The organism is Streptomyces sp. NPDC048420 (assembly GCF_040651535.1).
Taxonomy (GTDB): domain Bacteria; phylum Actinomycetota; class Actinomycetes; order Streptomycetales; family Streptomycetaceae; genus Streptomyces.
The window spans coordinates 42,439-58,371 of record NZ_JBEZKG010000042.1; the positions used below are offsets into that span (position 1 = coordinate 42,439).

Below are 15,933 nucleotides of genomic sequence, written 5' to 3' on the forward strand. Positions count from 1 at the left end.
CATGAAAATGGATCCCATTAACAATCAGCGGCGGCGCCGGGACCGCACCCTCGCCTCCCGTGGCGGCTCGATGAACTGCAGCTCCAGCGTCAGGGGCGGCTCGGCGACCCCCGGACCGCCCGCCGCCGCCCACTGCACGACCTCCTCGGTGCCCTCGTCGTCCATGACGAACCCGATCCAGGCGGCCTTGCCACCTGCCCGGCGCCCGGCGGCCGAGGGGCGCACGACGATGACGTTGGCCTGGTCGCAGGGGCCGAGGCAGTCGGTCGTACGCACCTGGAAGCCGTGCTCCGCCGCGCCGGCCCGCAGCAGCTCCAGCTGCCAGGCGTGGTCGGTGCCGGGGTGCTTGCGGGCGTCGCCGCAGCAGCAGCCCCGGCAGACGACGAGGGTGCAGGAGGCGGAGCCGGTCAGGAACGTACGGGGCGTCGAGGACATGGGAGAAGCATGCGGCCTGCACTGATCACGGGGTGCGGGCGGGGTGCCCCTGTGTCAGAACCGCGCTCCGATGGCCGTCCCGCTGCGAGGTACCAGGAAGGAAGGTGCCGACGGCAGTGAACCGTCGGCCGACCGCGCCCCGGTGATCGCCGACGGGTCGGTGCTCAGCACCGAAGAGGCGTTCCAAGTGCCTCCCAGATCCCAGGAGTTGCCGCTGGAGACGGTCGCCGAACCCAGGGCAGCCGCCTTGGCGTCGGCGACGGACAGGTTCGCGGTCAGCCGGGCCGTGCCGCCCGAGATGTCGGCGTCGAAGCCCGTACCGCCGTTGGCCCACGTGGTGTTGCGGGTCAGGGCCAGGGCGCCGGTGTTGCCGTTGTCCGTGATCCCGTGCGCCGCGTTCTTGAAGGAGATCGAGTTGCGCAGGGTGTGCGCCACCGCCGGTGCCGGGCTGCCGCCGCCGAGCTTGAAGCCGTTGCCGTCACCCGCGAAGTCGGGGAAGTTCCAGCGGTTGAATCCGTTGCCGTACGCGATCGTGTTCTCGATGAGCACCGGCGAGGTGAACTTCCAGTCGTCGAAGCCGTCGTCGACGTTGTTCCACAGCCGCGCTCCCCGGACGACGTTGCCGGTGCCCGAACCCTCCTTGATGGCAAGGCCGTCGGCGCTCTCGCCGTTCTTGCGCGGATCACGGTTGGCCCAACTGTCCAGGTTCAGAATCTGGTTGCCACTGGAGGCGCCCTGGAGCTGGAAGCCCGACTCGTAGTTGTCGTGGGTCCTCAGACGGGCGAAGACGTTGCCGTTGCAGCCGTCGCAGTAGACCCCGTAAGGGCCGTTCACGATCTCCAGGTCCGAGATCCTCCAGTACGACGCCTCCTGGTGGATCGCCCCGCGCTCGGCCCGCGGGATGCTGCCACCGACCGGTGTGTGGCTCGCGGCGAGTTGCTCGCCGTCGATGACGACCCGTTCGCCCTGGTAGGCGCCCAGGGAGATGGGCTGGGACGCGGTGCCGGAGGTGGCGATGGTGATGTTGTCCGTGAGCGCGTAGGTCCCACCGCGTACGGCGATGCTGTCGCCGGGTTTCGCCAGGTCCACGGCCCGCTGGACCGTCCGCAGCGGCTGGGCGAGCGTGCCCGGCGCGGTGTCGCTCCCGTTCGTCGCCACCACCAGGGTCGTCGGCGCCGCGGACGCCTCGGTAGCCGGTAAGGCGACGGACAGGGTCGCGCCCGCCAGTGCCGCCGTCCAGATCGCCCTGTTCACACGCATGAAGTCTCCCGCCTCGGCCTGACTGCTGTGTCGAGGGGCAGTGGTCGCCCGGGGCGGGAAGGTTGCCGGGGTCGGGGCTGTTGCCCGTAGCCGACCTCATCCGCAGGCCAGGCCCTAGGGTGGCCGTGTGACCGACAGCGACAAGCCCCCGCTCGCCGTGTTCGACCTGGACAACACCCTCGCCGACACGGCCCACCGGCAGCGGTTCCTGGAGCGCAAGCCGCGTGACTGGGACGCCTTCTTCGCGGCCGCGCCCGCGGATCCGCCCATCCCGGAAGGCATCGCGCTGGTGCTGGATAGCGCCGAGGAGTGCGAGATCGTCTACCTCACCGGGCGGCCCGAGCGCTGCCGACGGGACACGCTCGCCTGGCTCACCGCGCAGGGACTGCCCGAGGGGCGCGTCCACATGCGCCGCAACGACGACCGGCGGCCCGCCCGGCGCACCAAACTGGAGATCCTCAAGCAGCTCGCCAGGACCCGCGAGATCCGGGTGCTGGTGGACGACGACGAGCTGGTCTGCCAGGACGCCGAACGCGCCGGCTTCACCGTCGTACGGGCACGCTGGACCGCCCCTTCCGCCGCGCTGAAGGTGGCGCAGGAGGGGGAGGGGCGGACCTGAGTGCCGTCAGTCGGGCCTGACAGCCGTCAGTCGGACTCGTCCAGGCGGAAGCCGACCTTCAGCCCCACCTGCCAGTGCTCGATCTGTCCGTCCTCGATCTGGCCCCGCACTTGGGTCACCTCGAACCAGTCGAGATTGCGGAGGGTCTGCGAGGCACGGGCGATGCCGTTGCGGATCGCCTGGTCGACGCCGTCGGGCGAGGTGCCGACGATCTCCGTGACCCGGTACGTGTGGTTCGACATGCGGGTACTCCTCTCCGCCGTGACGGCTGTGTCACACCTCCACCACCGTGCCCCAAGCGGGCGCCGAGCGCGAGGTGGCCGGTGCTCAGAACCGGTCACGCGCGTGTTCCAGCACCCGTCGGGTGTGGCGCGCGCTCGACGCCTGGACGCTGAGGCAGTCCATCGCCTCGCGATAGCGCGCCGTGTCGTGCCGGCTGTCCAGGTGGGTCGCGCCGACGAGGTTCGTGGAGGCAGGATGAGGTGACCTCCAACCAATCGTGGGCGGCGTTCTGTCAGATCCGTTCCCGGGCCCCTGATGTGCCAGGTGCGCGGGGATGAGACGGTGCCCGGTATCGCTCGACCAGCGGCCCGACACGGGTCGTCGAGGATCCCGGGTTCACACTGGTTCCAACCCACGGCCGGGAACGGCGAGGGTGACCGCGTTGCCGCGCGGCCCCTCGCCCACGGCTTCGGATGTCTCCTCAGCGCACCACGCTCAACGAGAGCGCGAACCGTCCCTCGCTGTCCGTCCACCAATGGGCCAACTCCAGCCCGGCGGCGGAGAGTTCACTGCGGACACCCTCCTTGCGGAACTTCGCCGAGATCTCGGTGTGCAGCTCCTCGTCCGCCGCGAAGTCGACGGCCAGGTCGAGCGCCGGGACCTTCACGGTCTGTTCCGTACGGGAGCGCAGCCGCATCTCGATCCACTCGTTCTCGGCGTCCCAGAGGGCCACGTGGTCGAAGGCGCCGGGATCGAAGTCGGCGCCCAGTTCGCGGTTGACGACGGTCAGGACGTTCTTGTTGAACGCGGCCGTCACCCCGGCCGCGTCGTCGTACGCCCTGACCAGCACATCCTCGTCCTTGACCAGGTCCGTGCCGAGGAGCAGCGCGTCACCCGGGGAGAGCAGCGAGCGGACGGAGGACAGGAACGCGGCGCGCTCGACCGGCAGCAGGTTGCCGATCGTGCCGCCGAGGAAGGCCACCAGGCGCGGACCCGGTGTCTCCGGCAGGGTCAGCCCGGCCGTGAAGTCGGCGATCAGCGCGTGCACGCTCAGCTCGGGGCGCTGGCCGATCAGGGCGTGCCCGGCCTGGGTGAGCGCGCTCTCGCTCACGTCGACCGGCACGTACGTGTGCAGCCCGGTCAGCGCGTCGAGCAGATACCGGGTCTTCTCCGAGGAGCCGGAGCCCAGCTCGACCAGGGTGCGGGCACCGGTCGCCGCGGCGATCTCGCCGGAGCGCGCGACGAGGATCTCCCGTTCGGCGCGGGTCGGGTAGTACTCGGGCAACTCGGTGATCTGCTCGAAGAGTTCACTGCCGTGGGCGTCGTAGAACCACTTCGGCGGCAGCGTCTTGGGCGTGTGCGTCAGGCCCTTGAGGACGTCGGCGCGCAGCGCGGCCTCGGTCGCGTCCTCGGGCAGGGTGCGGGTCAGCAGGAACGGACTCACGTGTGGGGCTCCTCGAGTGGTTCCACGGACGGTTCCTTGAGCGGCGTGAGCAGGACGTCGGTGCGGCTCGCCGCGAGCAGCGTGCGGTCGGGGACCTCGTGCCAGTGCGGATCGTCGTCGTACGGCTCGGAGGCCACGACCGTGCCGGTGCCGGGGCGTTGGAGGTACCAGAGGGTGTCGCCCCAGGCGGTCGCGGCGATGGACTCCCCGTTGGTCAGCAGGAGGTTGAGCCGGGAGCCGGGGGCCGCCTCGGCGACCTCCAGGACCGTGTCGGCCAGCGCCTGGCCCTCCTCGTCGCCGCCGCGCAGCCGGTTCAGCACCAGGGCCCACACGAACGCCGAGTCGTTGCGGGCCTCCATCGACAGCAGCTCCGCCGGCGGCAGGGTGGCGGTCAGGGGGGCCAGGGAGCCTGGCCAGCCCTTGACCGCGCCGTTGTGGCTGAACAGCCAGGGCCCCGAGGCGTACGGCGCCGCGGCCGCCTCGGCGTCGGCACCCGCGAGGGTCGCGTCCCGGACGGCGGCCAGGATCGCGGGGCTTTTCACGACCCGTGACAGATCGGCGAAGGAGAGGTCGGCCCAGATCGGCCCGGCCCGCCGGTAGCGTGCCGGTGTCGGGTCGCCCTCGGCGTACCAACCGACCCCGAAACCATCGGCGTTGACGGTGCCGTACCGCTGCCGTCGAGGTGCCCACGACTGGCGGTACAGGGCATGCGGGGGCTCCACGAGGAGCTGGCCGAGCGGCTCCTCGGGTCCCAGGTAGGCCAGATGACGGCACATCAGACGGCTCCCGCGGAACGGGCCGTGCGGAAGCCGGAGAAGATCTGCCGCCGGATCGGGTAGTCCCAGTTGCGGAACGTGCCCCGGCAGGCCACCGCGTCCACGGCGAACGACCCGCCGCGCAGCACCTTGTGGTCGGGGCCGAAGAACACCTCCGAGTACTCCTTGTACGGGAACGCCTGGAACCCGGGGTAGGGCTCGAAGTCGCTCGCCGTCCACTCCCACACGTCACCGATCAACTGGCGTACCCCCAGCGGGGATTCGCCCTGCGGATAGCTTCCGGCGGGGGCGGGACGCAGGTGTCGCTGGCCGAGGTTGGCGTGTTCCGGCGCGGGGTCGGCGTCGCCCCACGGGTAGCGCATGGAGCGGTTGCCGGCCGGGTCGTGGCGGGCTGCCTTCTCCCACTCCGCCTCGGTGGGCAGCCGCCGTCCGGCCCAGCGGGCGTAGGCGTCGGCCTCGTACCAGCACACGTGGACCACCGGCTCGTCAGGCGGCACGACCTCGGTGACGCCGAAGCGACGCCTCAGCCACTGCTTGCCGTCGCGGCGCCAGAACAGCGGGGCGTGGATGGAGTGTTGGCGGATGTGCGCCCAGCCCGCCGGCGCCCACCAGCGCTCGTCGTCGTAGCCGCCGTCCTCGATGAACGCCTGGTACTCGGCGTTCGTCACCGGAGTGGTGTCGATGTAGAAGGCGTCCACCTCCCGCCGGTGCGCCGGGCGTTCGTTGTCCAGCGCCCACGGCTCGTCCGAGGTGCCCATGGTGAACGGGCCCCCGGGGACCAGGACTTCGGCCGGGCCGGTGAACAGCGGGGCCGGTTCCGGGTCCGGGGCGGTCAGGGCCGCGGGGCCCTTGCGGAGCTGATGGGTGATCAGCATGGTCTCGTCGTGCTGCTGTTCGTGCTGCGCGATCATCCCGAAGGCGAACCCGGCCTCGGTGAGCCGGGTCCCGTGCAGCGCGCTGCCCTCCAGGATGTCGAGGACCCGCCCGCGCACCTCGGCGGCGTAGCGCCGGGACTCCGCGGGCGACAGCAGGGGCAGGGTGGGGCGTTCGGAGCGCGGGTGCTCGAAGGCGTCGTAGATGCCGTCGATGTCGGGCCGTATCGCCTCCTGCCCGCCGACGGTCCGCAGCAGCCACTGCTCCTCCTGGTTGCCGATGTGGGCGAGGTCCCACACGAGCGGCGACATCAGCGGCGAGTGCTGGGCGGTCAGGTCGGGGTCCTCGACGCAGCTGGTGAGCAGCGTCGTACGGTCCCGGGCGGTGACGAGCGTGGTGACAGCCCGCTCGCGGAAGGCCTCGGGGTCGACGGAGGGGTCGACGGAGGGGTCGACGGAGGGGTCGACGGACGGGTCGGTCATGTGCGGATTTCCTTCCCGAGCGAACCGTGCGTGCGGTCCAGCAGATCGTCGGCGGGGCAGCGGCCCCGGATCACATAGCGGTGCAGATACGTTTCGACGGCGTCCGTGACCTCCGGAGTGGCGCCGAGCCTGGGCAGGGCCTCCAGGGCGGCCGCGAAGCACGCGATGGCCGCCTCGTGCAGCTCGGGGTCGGCCAGGCCGTGACGGGCCGCGTCGATCCACAACGGGTTGTGGGGGGCGGGCAGGGACAGGGTGCGCTCGGCCAGCGGCTTGACCACCCGGTAGGCGGTCTCGGCGGTCTCCGGGTCGTCGAAGAGTGCCGTCGTCACGGCGAGCGGGACGATCCAGCCGTCCTCGCCGGGCTGCGCGTCGATCATGCGCAGTTCGAGATGGCCGCGCGGCCGGACCGGCGGGAACAGGGTCGAGACGTGGTAGTCGAGATCCTCCCGGGTCGGCTGCCGGGGCTCCCCCGACCTGGCCCACTCCCGGAAGGTGAGCCCCTCCGGGACGTCCCAGGGGCCGCTGTCCCGCCGTATGCACATCACCGGCGCGTCCAGGACATGCCGGGCCCAGGCGGTGCGGGGGTCGGTGTCCAGGGACGGACCGCCCGCCCGGTCCTTGCCGATCTCCGTCCACCGCAGCTGGCGGGTGGAGAGCCAGCCGGTGGGCTCGGAACCGGCGAGGGGGGAGTTGGCGAAGGCGGCCACCAGGACCGGGCCCAGCTGGTGGGCCAGCAACCAGCGGCGTCCGAGACCCAGCGGGCCGGGCTCCTCGTATCCCGCGTCCACGCACACCTGTACGGAGGCCGAGGTGCACATCATGGCGCGCCCGGCCGGGCCGGTGCGGTCGAGGCAGGTCTCCAGGGCGTCGTAGCGCGGTTCGTGCAGGAACCTGCGGGGCGGGTGCCAGGGGTCGTGGCCGAGGCCGACGAGGCCGAGACCGTGCTCGGCGAGGGCCGCCCGGACGGCGGCGAGGTCGGCGGAGACGGTACCGATGCACTCCATCAGGGAGTCGGCGGGCTGAGAACTCAGCTCCAGCTGGCCGCCCGGTTCGACGGTGAGTGCCGACTTCAGGGGCACGGTCCGCAGTGCGGCGTAGGCCGCCGCGAGTCGTTCGGGTGTGACGGGGAGCCGCGGGCTGCGCAGCTCGTGGACGAGCCATTCCACTTCCACCCCGATGCGGCGGGGCGGGCCGGTCTTGAAGCAGATGCCTCGGACCAGGGCCTCGAGCTCTGCTTCCGGTAGCGACGTACGAGGCTTCGTACAGTCGCCCAGAGAGTCGGACATGTCGGGATCCTCCTGAGATTCCACCATGCCACCGGTCCGGGGATCAGGTGGGTCGAACCGGCAACGCTCGTCCCACCCAAGACCCTCGTGCCGTTCCGCACAAGGGGGCACATCTGCGCATTAGGGGCTGTGGATCTCCGTTTCCCCGGGGTTTTCGAGGTGTTTTCCGGCTGTGCCGGGCGCCGGAAAATCTGTTGCACCGCATCACCTGAATCGCCGACGCTTCCTGTATGAGCACGACGGGGGAGACCGCGGGGCGTGCGGTCACGGCGCTTACGGGGGTGGCGCCGTGAGCGCGCGTCTGCGCGGGATCGCGCAGGAGACGGAACTGATCGTCGCGGCGGGGCGCTATCGCGCGCCGGACGGCCGCGAGGTGTCCCTGGGCGCCGAGATCGCGGCGGCGCGGGCGGGGACGCGCATGTATGGTCCGGAGCCTGTGGCGGCGCCGGCCTTCGCCACTGGGGACACGTTCTTCGAGGTCACGGGCGAGAGCAGCCTGGAGGCGGCTCGTCGGCTCGGCGGGCGGGTGGCCGTGCTGAACTTCGCCTCGGCCCGCAATCCGGGCGGCGGCTATCTGAACGGCGCCCAGGCCCAGGAAGAGGCCCTGTGCCGGGCTTCCGCGCTGTACACCTGCCAGCTTCGGGCCCGTGAGTTCTACGACCATCACCGGGCCCATCGCGACCCGTTCTACACGGACCGGGTCATCCACTCACCGGCCGTGCCGGTGTTCCGGGACGACCGCGGCGGGCTGCTGGACTCGGCGCACCTGGTGGGCTTCCTGACGGCGGCGGCACCGAACGCCGGGGTGGTGCGGCGGACGGCACCCGAGCGGGCCGCCGAGCTGCCGAGGGCCCTGTCGGCGCGCGCCGGTCAGGTGCTGTCCGTGGCCGTGGCGGAGGGCTACCGGCGGCTGGTGCTGGGCGCCTGGGGCTGCGGGGTCTTCCAGAACGACCCCGCGCAGGTGGCGGGGGCGTTCCGGACGCTCCTCGGACCCGGCGGACGGTTCAGCGGTGCCTTCGAGCACGTGGTGTTCGGGGTGCTGGACCGGACGCGGGGGGAGGTGGTGCGGGAGGCGTTCGTACGGGCGTTTCCCGAGGAGCGCGTGGTCCTGAAGGGGTAGCCGTCAGGGGAAGGGGTGCGTACGGGCGTTTCCCGAAGAACGCCTGCTCCTGAAGGCGTAGCTGTCAGGTCCAGCCGTACCGCTCGTGCAGCCGCTGCCTGACCAGGTTGAATCGGCCGCGGTCGAGGGCGCAGGCCTCCCGGCGCATGCCGTCCTCGTGGAGGCGCAGGACTCGGTCGACGTCCACCCAGGAGTCGCGCCCGGACTTGTCCCAGGGGCCGCCGCCGATCGCGACCCACTCCCGGTCCCCGTCGTGCCGCTTGCTCGACAGCTGGACGGCGAGGAAGGTGCCGCCCGCCTCCCGGGCGACCACGAGCACGGGACGGTCCTTGCCGCGCCCGTCGTTCTCCTCGAAGGGCACCCAGGTCCACACGATCTCCCCCGGGTCGGGGTCGCCGTCGTGTGCGGGGGAGTACTCGGTGCGCACCTTGCCGACCTCGCGGGGGTCGGCCTCGGTGGTGGCGGTGGCGCCGAAGCGGCCGGGGACGTTCTCATCGGTGTCATGGGTAAACGCAGTCACGTCGGAACCTTAAGGCGTCCCCGAACCGGGCGAGCGGTACGGTCGGTTGGATGAACGCAGCGGCGAGCGCGACGGCGAGCGCGGTCACCTTCGTGTGGCTCGGGATGGTGCTGGCGATCTCCTTCCTGGAGGCACCGCTGAAGTTCCGCGCCCCCGGAGTGACCGTCCGGATCGGCCTGGGCATCGGGCGACTGGTCTTCCGGGCCCTGAACCTCGCGGAGTGCGTCCTGGCCACGGTGGTGGTCGTGGCGGTCGCCGCCGGTGACGCACCGGGCAGGGCCATCGGCTGGACCGTGGCCGCGATGGTGCTGCTGGTCGGCCAACTGGCCGTGATCCGCCCCCGTTTGAACCGGCGCTCCGACCGTGTCCTGGCCGGCGAGGACCTGCCCCGCTCGCGCGGTCACCTCTTCTACGTCGTCTTCGAGGCCGCCAAGGTCGTCGCGCTGCTCGGCCTGGGCGTCACGCTGCTCACGCTGCTCAGGCGGTGAACGTGGGGGGTCCGCACGCTGTGCACATGGGCGGTCCGGGACCCTTTTCTCCAAAGGCCCCGGACCGCCCGGCCCTTACTCCTGCACCGGCACCTTCTGGGCGGGCGGTGAGGCCACCCCGTTGAGCGAGGTGCCGTTGACGGGCTGCCCGTTCTGGTTCATCGACGCCAGCAGCTGACGTGCCAGACCCAGTCCGGTGCCGCCCATGGTGAGCGCCTTGGCGAACATGTCCGCCATGCCGTCCGCGCCGTTGAGGACCACCATGTTGTCGACGTTGCCGAACGCGGACGCGCCGGCCTTGACGATCTCCGGCCAGTTCTCGGCGAGTTGCTGGGCGACGACCGCTTCCTGGTTCTCGGCGAGGGCGGCGGCGCGGGCCTTGATGGCCTCCGCCTCCGCGAGACCCTTCGCCCTGGCGGCCTCGGCCTCCGCGAGTCCCCTGGCCTGAGCCGCGGCGGCCTCGGCCTCACCGGTGGCCCGGGTGGAGGCCGCCATGGCCGTACCGCGGGCCTTGGTCGCCTCGGCCTCGGCACTGGCTGCCGCCTTGACCCGGGTGGCCTCGGCCGCCGCGGCCAGCTCGGTCTCCTTGGCCTTGGCCTCGGCGCCCGAGATCCGCGCGTCACGCTCGGCCTCGGCGAGCGTGCGCTTCTCGTAGGCCTTGGCGTCCGCCGGCTTGCGGACGTCCGCCTGGAGCTGCTGCTCCCGCCGGTGCGCCTCGAGTTCGGCGACCCGGGTCTCCTGGACGACGACCTCCTGCCGGGCCGCGGCATCGGCCAGCGGACCGGCCTGGCGCGCCGCGGCGCCCGCCTTGTCCCGCTCGGCCTGGTAGCCGGCCTGAAGGATCTCGCTGTCCCGGGTGGCCTGCGCCATCCGCGCGAACGACTGCTGCTCGGCCTCGGTGGCCAGCCGGTTCGCCTCCGCCTGGGCGATCCGCGCGTCCCGCTGGACGGCGGCCGCGTGCGGCATCGCGAGGTTCTGGATGTACCCGGTCGGGTCCTCGATCTCATGGATCTGCAGGGAGTCGACGATGAGCCCCAGCTTCTCCATCTCCGTGCCGCAGGCGGCCCGGGTCTGCCCGGTGAGCTTCTCCCGGTCGCGGATCATGTCCTCGACGGTCAACCCGCCGACGATGGACCGCAGATGACCGGCGAACACGTTGTGCACGCGCTCCGACATCAGCTTCTGCTGGTCGAGGAAGCGCCGCCCCGCGTTGGCGATCGACACGAAGTCGTCGCCCACCTTGAAGATGACCACGCCCCGCACCTTGAGCGGAATGCCCTGGTGGGTCACGCAGTCCACATGCAGTTCGGTCTCGTTCAGGTCGAGCGAGAGCTTGCGCACCGCCTGCACACCGGGCAGCACCAAGGTGCCGCGCCCGGTGACGATGCGGAATCCCATGCCCGCTTCGAGCCCCTCGGTCTTGTGGTTGGAGCCCGAGATGATCAGTGCCTCGTTGGGTTCCGCGACACGCCACATCAGCTTGAACAGACCGATCAGAACGGCGATGGCACCAACGGCCACCCCCGCAACGACGCCGACAACCATCGGCATACGCCCCCTTGAAATGGTGCCCTTTCGGCACCGAACGAAGGGAGTGTGCGCCTGTTCGAGGCCCGGGAGAAGACGCCGGCGAATCCTTGTCGAAACCTTGATACAAACGCTCTCACCTGGGCGTTGGCAGGCTCAACTGTCGTACGCGGCCTGCACGTAGACCGTCCTCGGCGGCAGATACTCCACCACCATCACCACCGTCCCCCGCTCGATCCGGTCCGTGCCGGAGGCGGGGTAGGCGAGGAAGTGCTCGGCGCCGCCCCGCACCCGGACGATCACCTCACCGACGAGCCCCGGCCCGATCGCCCCCGTGACCCGCCCCATGAGCCCGACCATCGACGCATCGTCCATGGTCACAGGGTACGGGCGGTTCTCGTCACGCGGCGGGGGAATCCACCGCGACCTGCCGGGGCGGCCACCTCTCGTGCCAGCGCAACTCCGCCTCCAACTGGGCCGCCAGCGAGAGCAGAAGCGGCTCACTGTTCGCAGGACCGAGCAACTGTGCCCCGACGGGCAGACCCCCGCCGACGAACCCGGCGGGCACATTGACCCCCGGCCACCCCAGCACGTTCCACGGCCAGGCGTACGGACAGGCCGCGATCATCGACCGGTCGGTGGCCAGACCGCTCAGCTCCAGCATCGCCCCGATGCGCGGCGGCGGAGCGGCCGTCGTCGGGGCGAGGACGACGTCGTACGACGTGAAGAACCCCCCGATACGGCGGTGCAGGACCGCCTCCGCGCGCCGCGCCACCCTGAGCGGGAGCCCACCGAGCAGTCCGCCGAGCCGGGCCGCCTCACGGGTGCGGCGATCCAGGAGCGCGGGGAAGGGCGCCTCCCGGACGCGCTCGGCGAGGCCGACGGTGGCGCGCGGGATGAAGGTGAGCCCGATCTGCCCGTACGGGGGATCGGCCTCCTCGACGGTGTGTCCCAAGGCGCCGAGTTTTTCGGCGAGTTCGACGACCCGTGCGCGTACCTCGGGCTGGAGCCGGGCCGGCAGTGCGGTGAAAGGCGGCTTCAGGGCGAGCGCGATGCGCAGCCTTCCGGGGTCGCGGCCGACCGCCGCCAAGGCGTCGACGGCGGGCGGGCGGTGCGGGTCCAGGTCGTGGTTGCCGCCGGCCGCGTCGAGGAGCAGGGCCGCGTCGGCGACCGTGCGGGCCAGTGTGCCGTTGACGGTGATGCCCTGGAAGGACTCGCCGCGCGGCCAGGTGGAGATACGGCCGCGCTGTGGCTTGATGCCGACGAGGTGCGTCCAGGAGGCGGGGATCCGTACCGATCCCGCCCCGTCCGAGCCGAGCGCGGCAGGCACCAGACCGGCGGCGACGGCCGCGGCGGAACCGCCCGACGAGCCACCCGGTGTGTGCTCGGGGCTCCACGGATTGCGGGTCGCCCCGAAGGCGGGCCCTTCGGTGAACGGCCACTGCCCGAACTCGCAGGTGTTGGTCTTGCCGATGATCACGGCCCCGGCCGCCCGCAGCCGCCGGACCGCCTCCCCGTCCCTCGCGACCGCCGGGAAGTCCCCCTGACAGCCGAACGCGGTGGGCTCACCGGCCACGTCCATGTCGTCCTTGACGGCGACGGGCACGCCGAGCAGCGGTTTCCTCGTTCCGGTGGCCAGTTGGGCGTCCGCCGCCTCGGCCTCGGCGAGGGCGGCTTCGGTCCGTACGATCCGGAAGGCGTTGAGCGAGTCCTGCGAGGCCCCGATCCGCGCCAGGGTCTGCTCGACGAGGGCCCGGGAGGTGATCGTGCCGTCGGCCAGGGCACGGGCGGTCTCCGCCAGGCCTGCGGAACGGTCGTGCGTCATACGGGCACCTCCGGGACTTTGGGACTCCGGGACTCCGGGACTCGGGGACTCCGGGACTCCGGGACGACGTTGCCTACCGAACGGTAACGTCCGAAAGCGCTTCGCCGGAACGACCCAGGTGACAGCGGCGGTTCGCGGGGCGCCACAGCTGCCTCACAACGCTCAGCAGGTCATGCGCAAACCATTGACGCGTCCCGGTCACGGCCCTACCTTCTGATCGACTTTCCGAACCTTGTTCGGAATGTCGGACATCTCGAGCCGCGCTGTGTCCTCGCCCCAGGGAGAGCCGCCGTGACCACACGACCCCCCACACCGTCCCGCCGTACCCTGCTGCGCGCGATGGCGGCCCTGCCCGCCTCGGCCGTCCTGCTGGGCGAACTGCCCGGCGCGGCCTTCGCCGCCGCCCCACCGAGCGGTTCCGCGACCCGCTACACGATCGTGCCGTTCCTCAACAGCAACGACGGCACCGTGAACGTCTACCAGTCCGACGACGCCACGGACTTCCGGCTCCTGAAGTCCTCCGCCTACACCCCGCCCGGCAACAGAATCCGCGACGCGAGCGTCTTCAGGCACACCGACGGCTACTACTACGTCACCTACACGACCCACACCTGGCAGGACGTCAGCACGACCATCGGCTTCGCGCGCAGCTCCGACCGGTCCAACTGGACCTTCCTGTACGACTACACGGTCCCGATCGCCAACCTGTCCCGCGCGTGGGCGCCGGAGTGGTTCGTCGACAGCGACGGCAGCGTGAACGTCATCGTGTCCTGCTCGCTCACCAGCGACGAGTGGATCTTCACGCCGTACCGGCTGAAGGCGACGAACTCGGCCCTGACGGCCTGGAGTTCACCGGTCGCGCTGTCCGGCATCGGCGCGAACCACATCGACACGTACATCGTGAAGACCGGCTCTACGTACCACGCCTTCACCAAGAACGAGACGACGAAGTACATCGAGTACGCGACGGCGTCCTCCCTGACGGGCCCGTACACGATCTCCAGGACGGGTGACTGGGCCGGCTGGGGCAGCTACCGCGAGGGCCCGTCAGTGATCCAGCTCGACAACGGCGGCTGGCGGATCTTCTTCGACGGCTACGGCGACGGGAACTACTACTACAGCGACAGCTACAACGCGTTCGCGACGTGGTCGACCCCGACCGCGCTGCCGGCCGTCTCCGGCACCGCCCGCCACTTCACGGTCATCAAGGAGACGGTGTCCGGCGGTCCTTCGCTCGCGAAGAACGTCACGCGGTCCTTCCGGTCGGCCAACTTCTCCACGCGCTACTGGCAGATACAGTCCTCGCTGCTCAACCTCCCGGTGGTGACCAGCTCCAGCACCTCGGCCGAGAAGACGGCGTCCACCTTCACGGTCGTCGCGGGCCTCGCCGACGCCAACGCCTACTCCTTCCGCGACTCCTTGGGCAACTACCTGCGCCACTGGGACTTCCGCGGCCGCTTCGACACCAACGACGGCACCTCGACCTTCGCCAAGGACGCGACCTTCATCGCCCGCACGGGCTCGTCGTCGGGCTCGATCCGCTGGGAGTCGTACAACTATCCCGGGTACTACCTGCGCCACTACAACTACCAGCTCCGGGTGGACCGGACGGACGGGACGGATCTGTTCCGGCAGGACAGTTCCTTTGTGCCGGTGACTTCCTGGGCCTGACCTGCACACCCTCTGACCTGGGGTGTTCCGTGGGAGGCCAATCTGGAGTTCCCGCGAGAATGTGCAATAGATGTGCAACGATCATGGTGTCTGGCAGCTGTCCCTGCCTCGCTGTATGGCCGCGTGAGGGGGCCGGATGACGGGCTCGAGAGACAAGTTGCGCACCCTGGTGATCGGCGCGTCATCGATCTTGAAGCATGGGTGCGGCCCCTGTGTGCTCTCGTAGTCGCAGGGGTCGCCGCCCATGCCTCATACGTCCATCAGCGCGAGTTCGCCCTGCAGGGGGGGCGCGGACAACGTCAGTGCCTCACTGTGGCCGCTGTCTGTCGACGGGTTGCTGCTTCTGGCGGCGATCGGACTGCTGAGGCATCCAGGGTCGACCGCGCGCCGTGCGCGTTGGGCCGCGTGGTCGGCCTTTCTGCTGGGGATCGCTGTGTCGTTGGCTGCGAATGTCGCCGCGGCGCCGGCGCCGGATGACCGCAAGAGGGAACAGCATCTCGAGACAGCGTTCGGAAAGGCGCCGGAGGCTCTGGGCGGTCAGCTGACAGATCGCTGTTGGAGAAGGCCCGGATGCTCGACGCCCGGCACCGGCAACTGCACCAGCGTCCCGCTTCAGCCGAGACGCTGCGAAAGGAGCTGCATATCGGCCCGGCTCGGGCGAGGGAGGTTGCTGCACTTGTGAGAGGGTCGGCACCAACGGACAGGGGACCGCTGGGTCGGCGAAGCAGACGACCTGGATGGGCCGGCATCGATGCCCGCAACGCACGAGGCTCCCGTGCCGTTGGGGGAGAGCGCGGGAGTTCGCTGTGGTAACGGTGGGTCTTGCGCTTGAAGTCGAGGAGGCTCTGGCGAAGCTGTCCGACGACCGTCAAGAGGCCATGGAGCTCATCGCTACGGCGCTGGTCGATCCGAACTCCTGGCCCGTGCCCGGCGGCTGGGACTGGGACGGCGACGCGGGCCTTGGCTGTGGATCGTCTTCACCGTCTACCTCATCGGCATCGATATCGTCGACCTCGGGGCGAACAACGGCTTGGTCCAGGCGGGGTAGCCACGCGTGCGACCCACTGCGGCGGGCGGTGGCAGCGATGCGACTCGGCGCACGAGGCGACGCATGACCCGACCGCGCTGGCGCTCTCGCCCTGTTAAACAACTTGACGGCCTTCAGGGGCAGTTGTTCCCGCCGCACTTGCTCGGTGGACGTGTACCCGCTCCTGTGCGCATACCGCATGAATCCCGCGCTACTGGAGGGATTGTGGACCGTCATGCCTTCTCGGTGCCTAAAGGGTGTTGCACAAGGCGGTGTTCGGGCAGGTCAGGGCCCATGATCGCGGTCTTCTGGTCATGATGCGAGGGCGAGGTTGTGCATGTGGGCGACGGCCTGGACG

General features: G+C 70.7%; 16 protein-coding genes. 5 read left to right on the top strand and 11 right to left on the bottom strand.

Going from position 1 to position 15,933, the window contains the following annotated elements:
• Positions 1-24 precede the first annotated feature (24 nt).
• Both AB0D34_RS43665 and AB0D34_RS43670 read right to left on the bottom strand, forming a co-directional pair.
• Positions 25-435 (bottom strand): (2Fe-2S) ferredoxin domain-containing protein, encoded by a 411-nt coding sequence (locus AB0D34_RS43665; RefSeq protein ID WP_362672897.1) that lies wholly within the window; start codon positions 433-435, stop codon positions 25-27.
• Between the two features lie 54 nt (positions 436-489).
• Positions 490-1,695 (bottom strand): right-handed parallel beta-helix repeat-containing protein, encoded by a 1,206-nt coding sequence (locus tag AB0D34_RS43670; protein ID WP_362672899.1) that lies wholly within the window; start codon positions 1,693-1,695, stop codon positions 490-492.
• Between the two features lie 127 nt (positions 1,696-1,822).
• Here AB0D34_RS43670 and AB0D34_RS43675 point away from each other — a divergent pair, with 127 nt between their 5' ends.
• The gene (locus AB0D34_RS43675) at positions 1,823-2,314 is read left to right on the top strand and encodes an HAD family acid phosphatase (protein ID WP_362672902.1); all 492 of its coding nucleotides are present in this window, start codon (positions 1,823-1,825) and stop codon (positions 2,312-2,314) included.
• A gap of 26 nt (positions 2,315-2,340) precedes the next feature.
• On the opposite strand, the gene AB0D34_RS43680 is transcribed toward AB0D34_RS43675, so the two are convergent.
• The 5 genes from AB0D34_RS43680 to egtA form a co-directional block, all read right to left on the bottom strand.
• Positions 2,341-2,556, bottom strand: coding sequence for a dodecin (locus tag AB0D34_RS43680; RefSeq protein WP_362672905.1), 216 nt, complete (start codon positions 2,554-2,556; stop codon positions 2,341-2,343).
• 461 nt (positions 2,557-3,017) lie between these two features.
• Positions 3,018-3,980 carry an L-histidine N(alpha)-methyltransferase gene (egtD, locus tag AB0D34_RS43685; protein ID WP_362672907.1) on the bottom strand — a complete coding sequence of 321 codons (963 nt, stop codon included), beginning with the start codon at positions 3,978-3,980 and terminating at the stop codon, positions 3,018-3,020.
• The gene (gene egtC / locus AB0D34_RS43690) at positions 3,977-4,756 is read right to left on the bottom strand and encodes an ergothioneine biosynthesis protein EgtC (protein ID WP_362672909.1); all 780 of its coding nucleotides are present in this window, start codon (positions 4,754-4,756) and stop codon (positions 3,977-3,979) included. Before egtC ends, egtD begins: the two co-directional genes overlap by 4 nt.
• Complete coding sequence (gene egtB / locus AB0D34_RS43695) at positions 4,756-6,111, bottom strand: ergothioneine biosynthesis protein EgtB (RefSeq protein WP_362672912.1); 1,356 nt, start codon at positions 6,109-6,111, stop codon at positions 4,756-4,758. The genes egtC and egtB overlap by 1 nt, the downstream gene beginning before the upstream one ends.
• Complete coding sequence (gene egtA / locus AB0D34_RS43700) at positions 6,108-7,397, bottom strand: ergothioneine biosynthesis glutamate--cysteine ligase EgtA (RefSeq protein WP_362672914.1); 1,290 nt, start codon at positions 7,395-7,397, stop codon at positions 6,108-6,110. The genes egtB and egtA overlap by 4 nt, the downstream gene beginning before the upstream one ends.
• Before the next feature lie 289 nt (positions 7,398-7,686).
• Between egtA and AB0D34_RS43705 the strand changes: the two genes are divergently transcribed.
• Positions 7,687-8,517, top strand: coding sequence for a TIGR02452 family protein (locus tag AB0D34_RS43705; protein ID WP_362672916.1), 831 nt, complete (start codon positions 7,687-7,689; stop codon positions 8,515-8,517).
• Between the two features lie 64 nt (positions 8,518-8,581).
• Here the strand turns inward: AB0D34_RS43705 and AB0D34_RS43710 are convergent, their stop codons facing one another.
• Positions 8,582-9,037, bottom strand: coding sequence for a type II toxin-antitoxin system PemK/MazF family toxin (locus tag AB0D34_RS43710; RefSeq protein ID WP_362672918.1), 456 nt, complete (start codon positions 9,035-9,037; stop codon positions 8,582-8,584).
• 50 nt (positions 9,038-9,087) lie between these two features.
• Here AB0D34_RS43710 and AB0D34_RS43715 point away from each other — a divergent pair, with 50 nt between their 5' ends.
• On the top strand, positions 9,088-9,525 hold the full coding sequence (locus tag AB0D34_RS43715; protein WP_362672921.1) for a hypothetical protein: 438 nt from the start codon (positions 9,088-9,090) through the stop codon (positions 9,523-9,525).
• A 75-nt stretch (positions 9,526-9,600) separates the two neighbouring features.
• Here AB0D34_RS43715 and AB0D34_RS43720 read toward each other — a convergent pair whose 3' ends face one another.
• The 3 genes from AB0D34_RS43720 to AB0D34_RS43730 form a co-directional block, all read right to left on the bottom strand.
• Positions 9,601-11,076, bottom strand: coding sequence for an SPFH domain-containing protein (locus AB0D34_RS43720; protein WP_362672923.1), 1,476 nt, complete (start codon positions 11,074-11,076; stop codon positions 9,601-9,603).
• A gap of 132 nt (positions 11,077-11,208) precedes the next feature.
• On the bottom strand, positions 11,209-11,427 hold the full coding sequence (locus tag AB0D34_RS43725) for a hypothetical protein (protein WP_242436198.1): 219 nt from the start codon (positions 11,425-11,427) through the stop codon (positions 11,209-11,211).
• A 25-nt stretch (positions 11,428-11,452) separates the two neighbouring features.
• On the bottom strand, positions 11,453-12,877 hold the full coding sequence (locus AB0D34_RS43730; protein ID WP_362672926.1) for an amidase: 1,425 nt from the start codon (positions 12,875-12,877) through the stop codon (positions 11,453-11,455).
• Positions 12,878-13,168: 291 nt separating this feature from the next.
• On the opposite strand from AB0D34_RS43730, the gene AB0D34_RS43735 reads away from it, so the two are divergent.
• Together AB0D34_RS43735 and AB0D34_RS43740 are read left to right on the top strand one after the other, a co-directional pair.
• On the top strand, positions 13,169-14,548 hold the full coding sequence (locus AB0D34_RS43735) for a glycoside hydrolase family 43 protein (RefSeq protein WP_362672929.1): 1,380 nt from the start codon (positions 13,169-13,171) through the stop codon (positions 14,546-14,548).
• Positions 14,549-14,792: 244 nt separating this feature from the next.
• On the top strand, positions 14,793-15,230 hold the full coding sequence (locus tag AB0D34_RS43740) for a DUF2637 domain-containing protein (RefSeq protein WP_362672931.1): 438 nt from the start codon (positions 14,793-14,795) through the stop codon (positions 15,228-15,230).
• Positions 15,231-15,933: the final 703 nt, after the last annotated feature.

Excerpts from the sequence above, each read along its gene's own strand:
- AB0D34_RS43665 (WP_362672897.1), bottom strand. The coding sequence starts at position 435 with ATGTCCTCGACGCCCCGTACGTTCCTGACCGGCTCCGCCTCCTGCACC.
- AB0D34_RS43670 (WP_362672899.1), bottom strand. The coding sequence starts at position 1,695 with ATGCGTGTGAACAGGGCGATCTGGACGGCGGCACTGGCGGGCGCGACC.
- AB0D34_RS43680 (WP_362672905.1), bottom strand. The coding sequence starts at position 2,556 with ATGTCGAACCACACGTACCGGGTCACGGAGATCGTCGGCACCTCGCCC.
- egtC (WP_362672909.1), bottom strand. The coding sequence starts at position 4,756 with ATGTGCCGTCATCTGGCCTACCTGGGACCCGAGGAGCCGCTCGGCCAG.
- egtB (WP_362672912.1), bottom strand. The coding sequence starts at position 6,111 with ATGACCGACCCGTCCGTCGACCCCTCCGTCGACCCCTCCGTCGACCCC.
- egtA (WP_362672914.1), bottom strand. The coding sequence starts at position 7,397 with ATGTCCGACTCTCTGGGCGACTGTACGAAGCCTCGTACGTCGCTACCG.
- AB0D34_RS43715 (WP_362672921.1), top strand. The coding sequence starts at position 9,088 with ATGAACGCAGCGGCGAGCGCGACGGCGAGCGCGGTCACCTTCGTGTGG.
- AB0D34_RS43720 (WP_362672923.1), bottom strand. The coding sequence starts at position 11,076 with ATGCCGATGGTTGTCGGCGTCGTTGCGGGGGTGGCCGTTGGTGCCATC.
- AB0D34_RS43725 (WP_242436198.1), bottom strand. The coding sequence starts at position 11,427 with ATGGACGATGCGTCGATGGTCGGGCTCATGGGGCGGGTCACGGGGGCG.
- AB0D34_RS43730 (WP_362672926.1), bottom strand. The coding sequence starts at position 12,877 with ATGACGCACGACCGTTCCGCAGGCCTGGCGGAGACCGCCCGTGCCCTG.
- AB0D34_RS43740 (WP_362672931.1), top strand. The coding sequence starts at position 14,793 with ATGCCTCATACGTCCATCAGCGCGAGTTCGCCCTGCAGGGGGGGCGCG.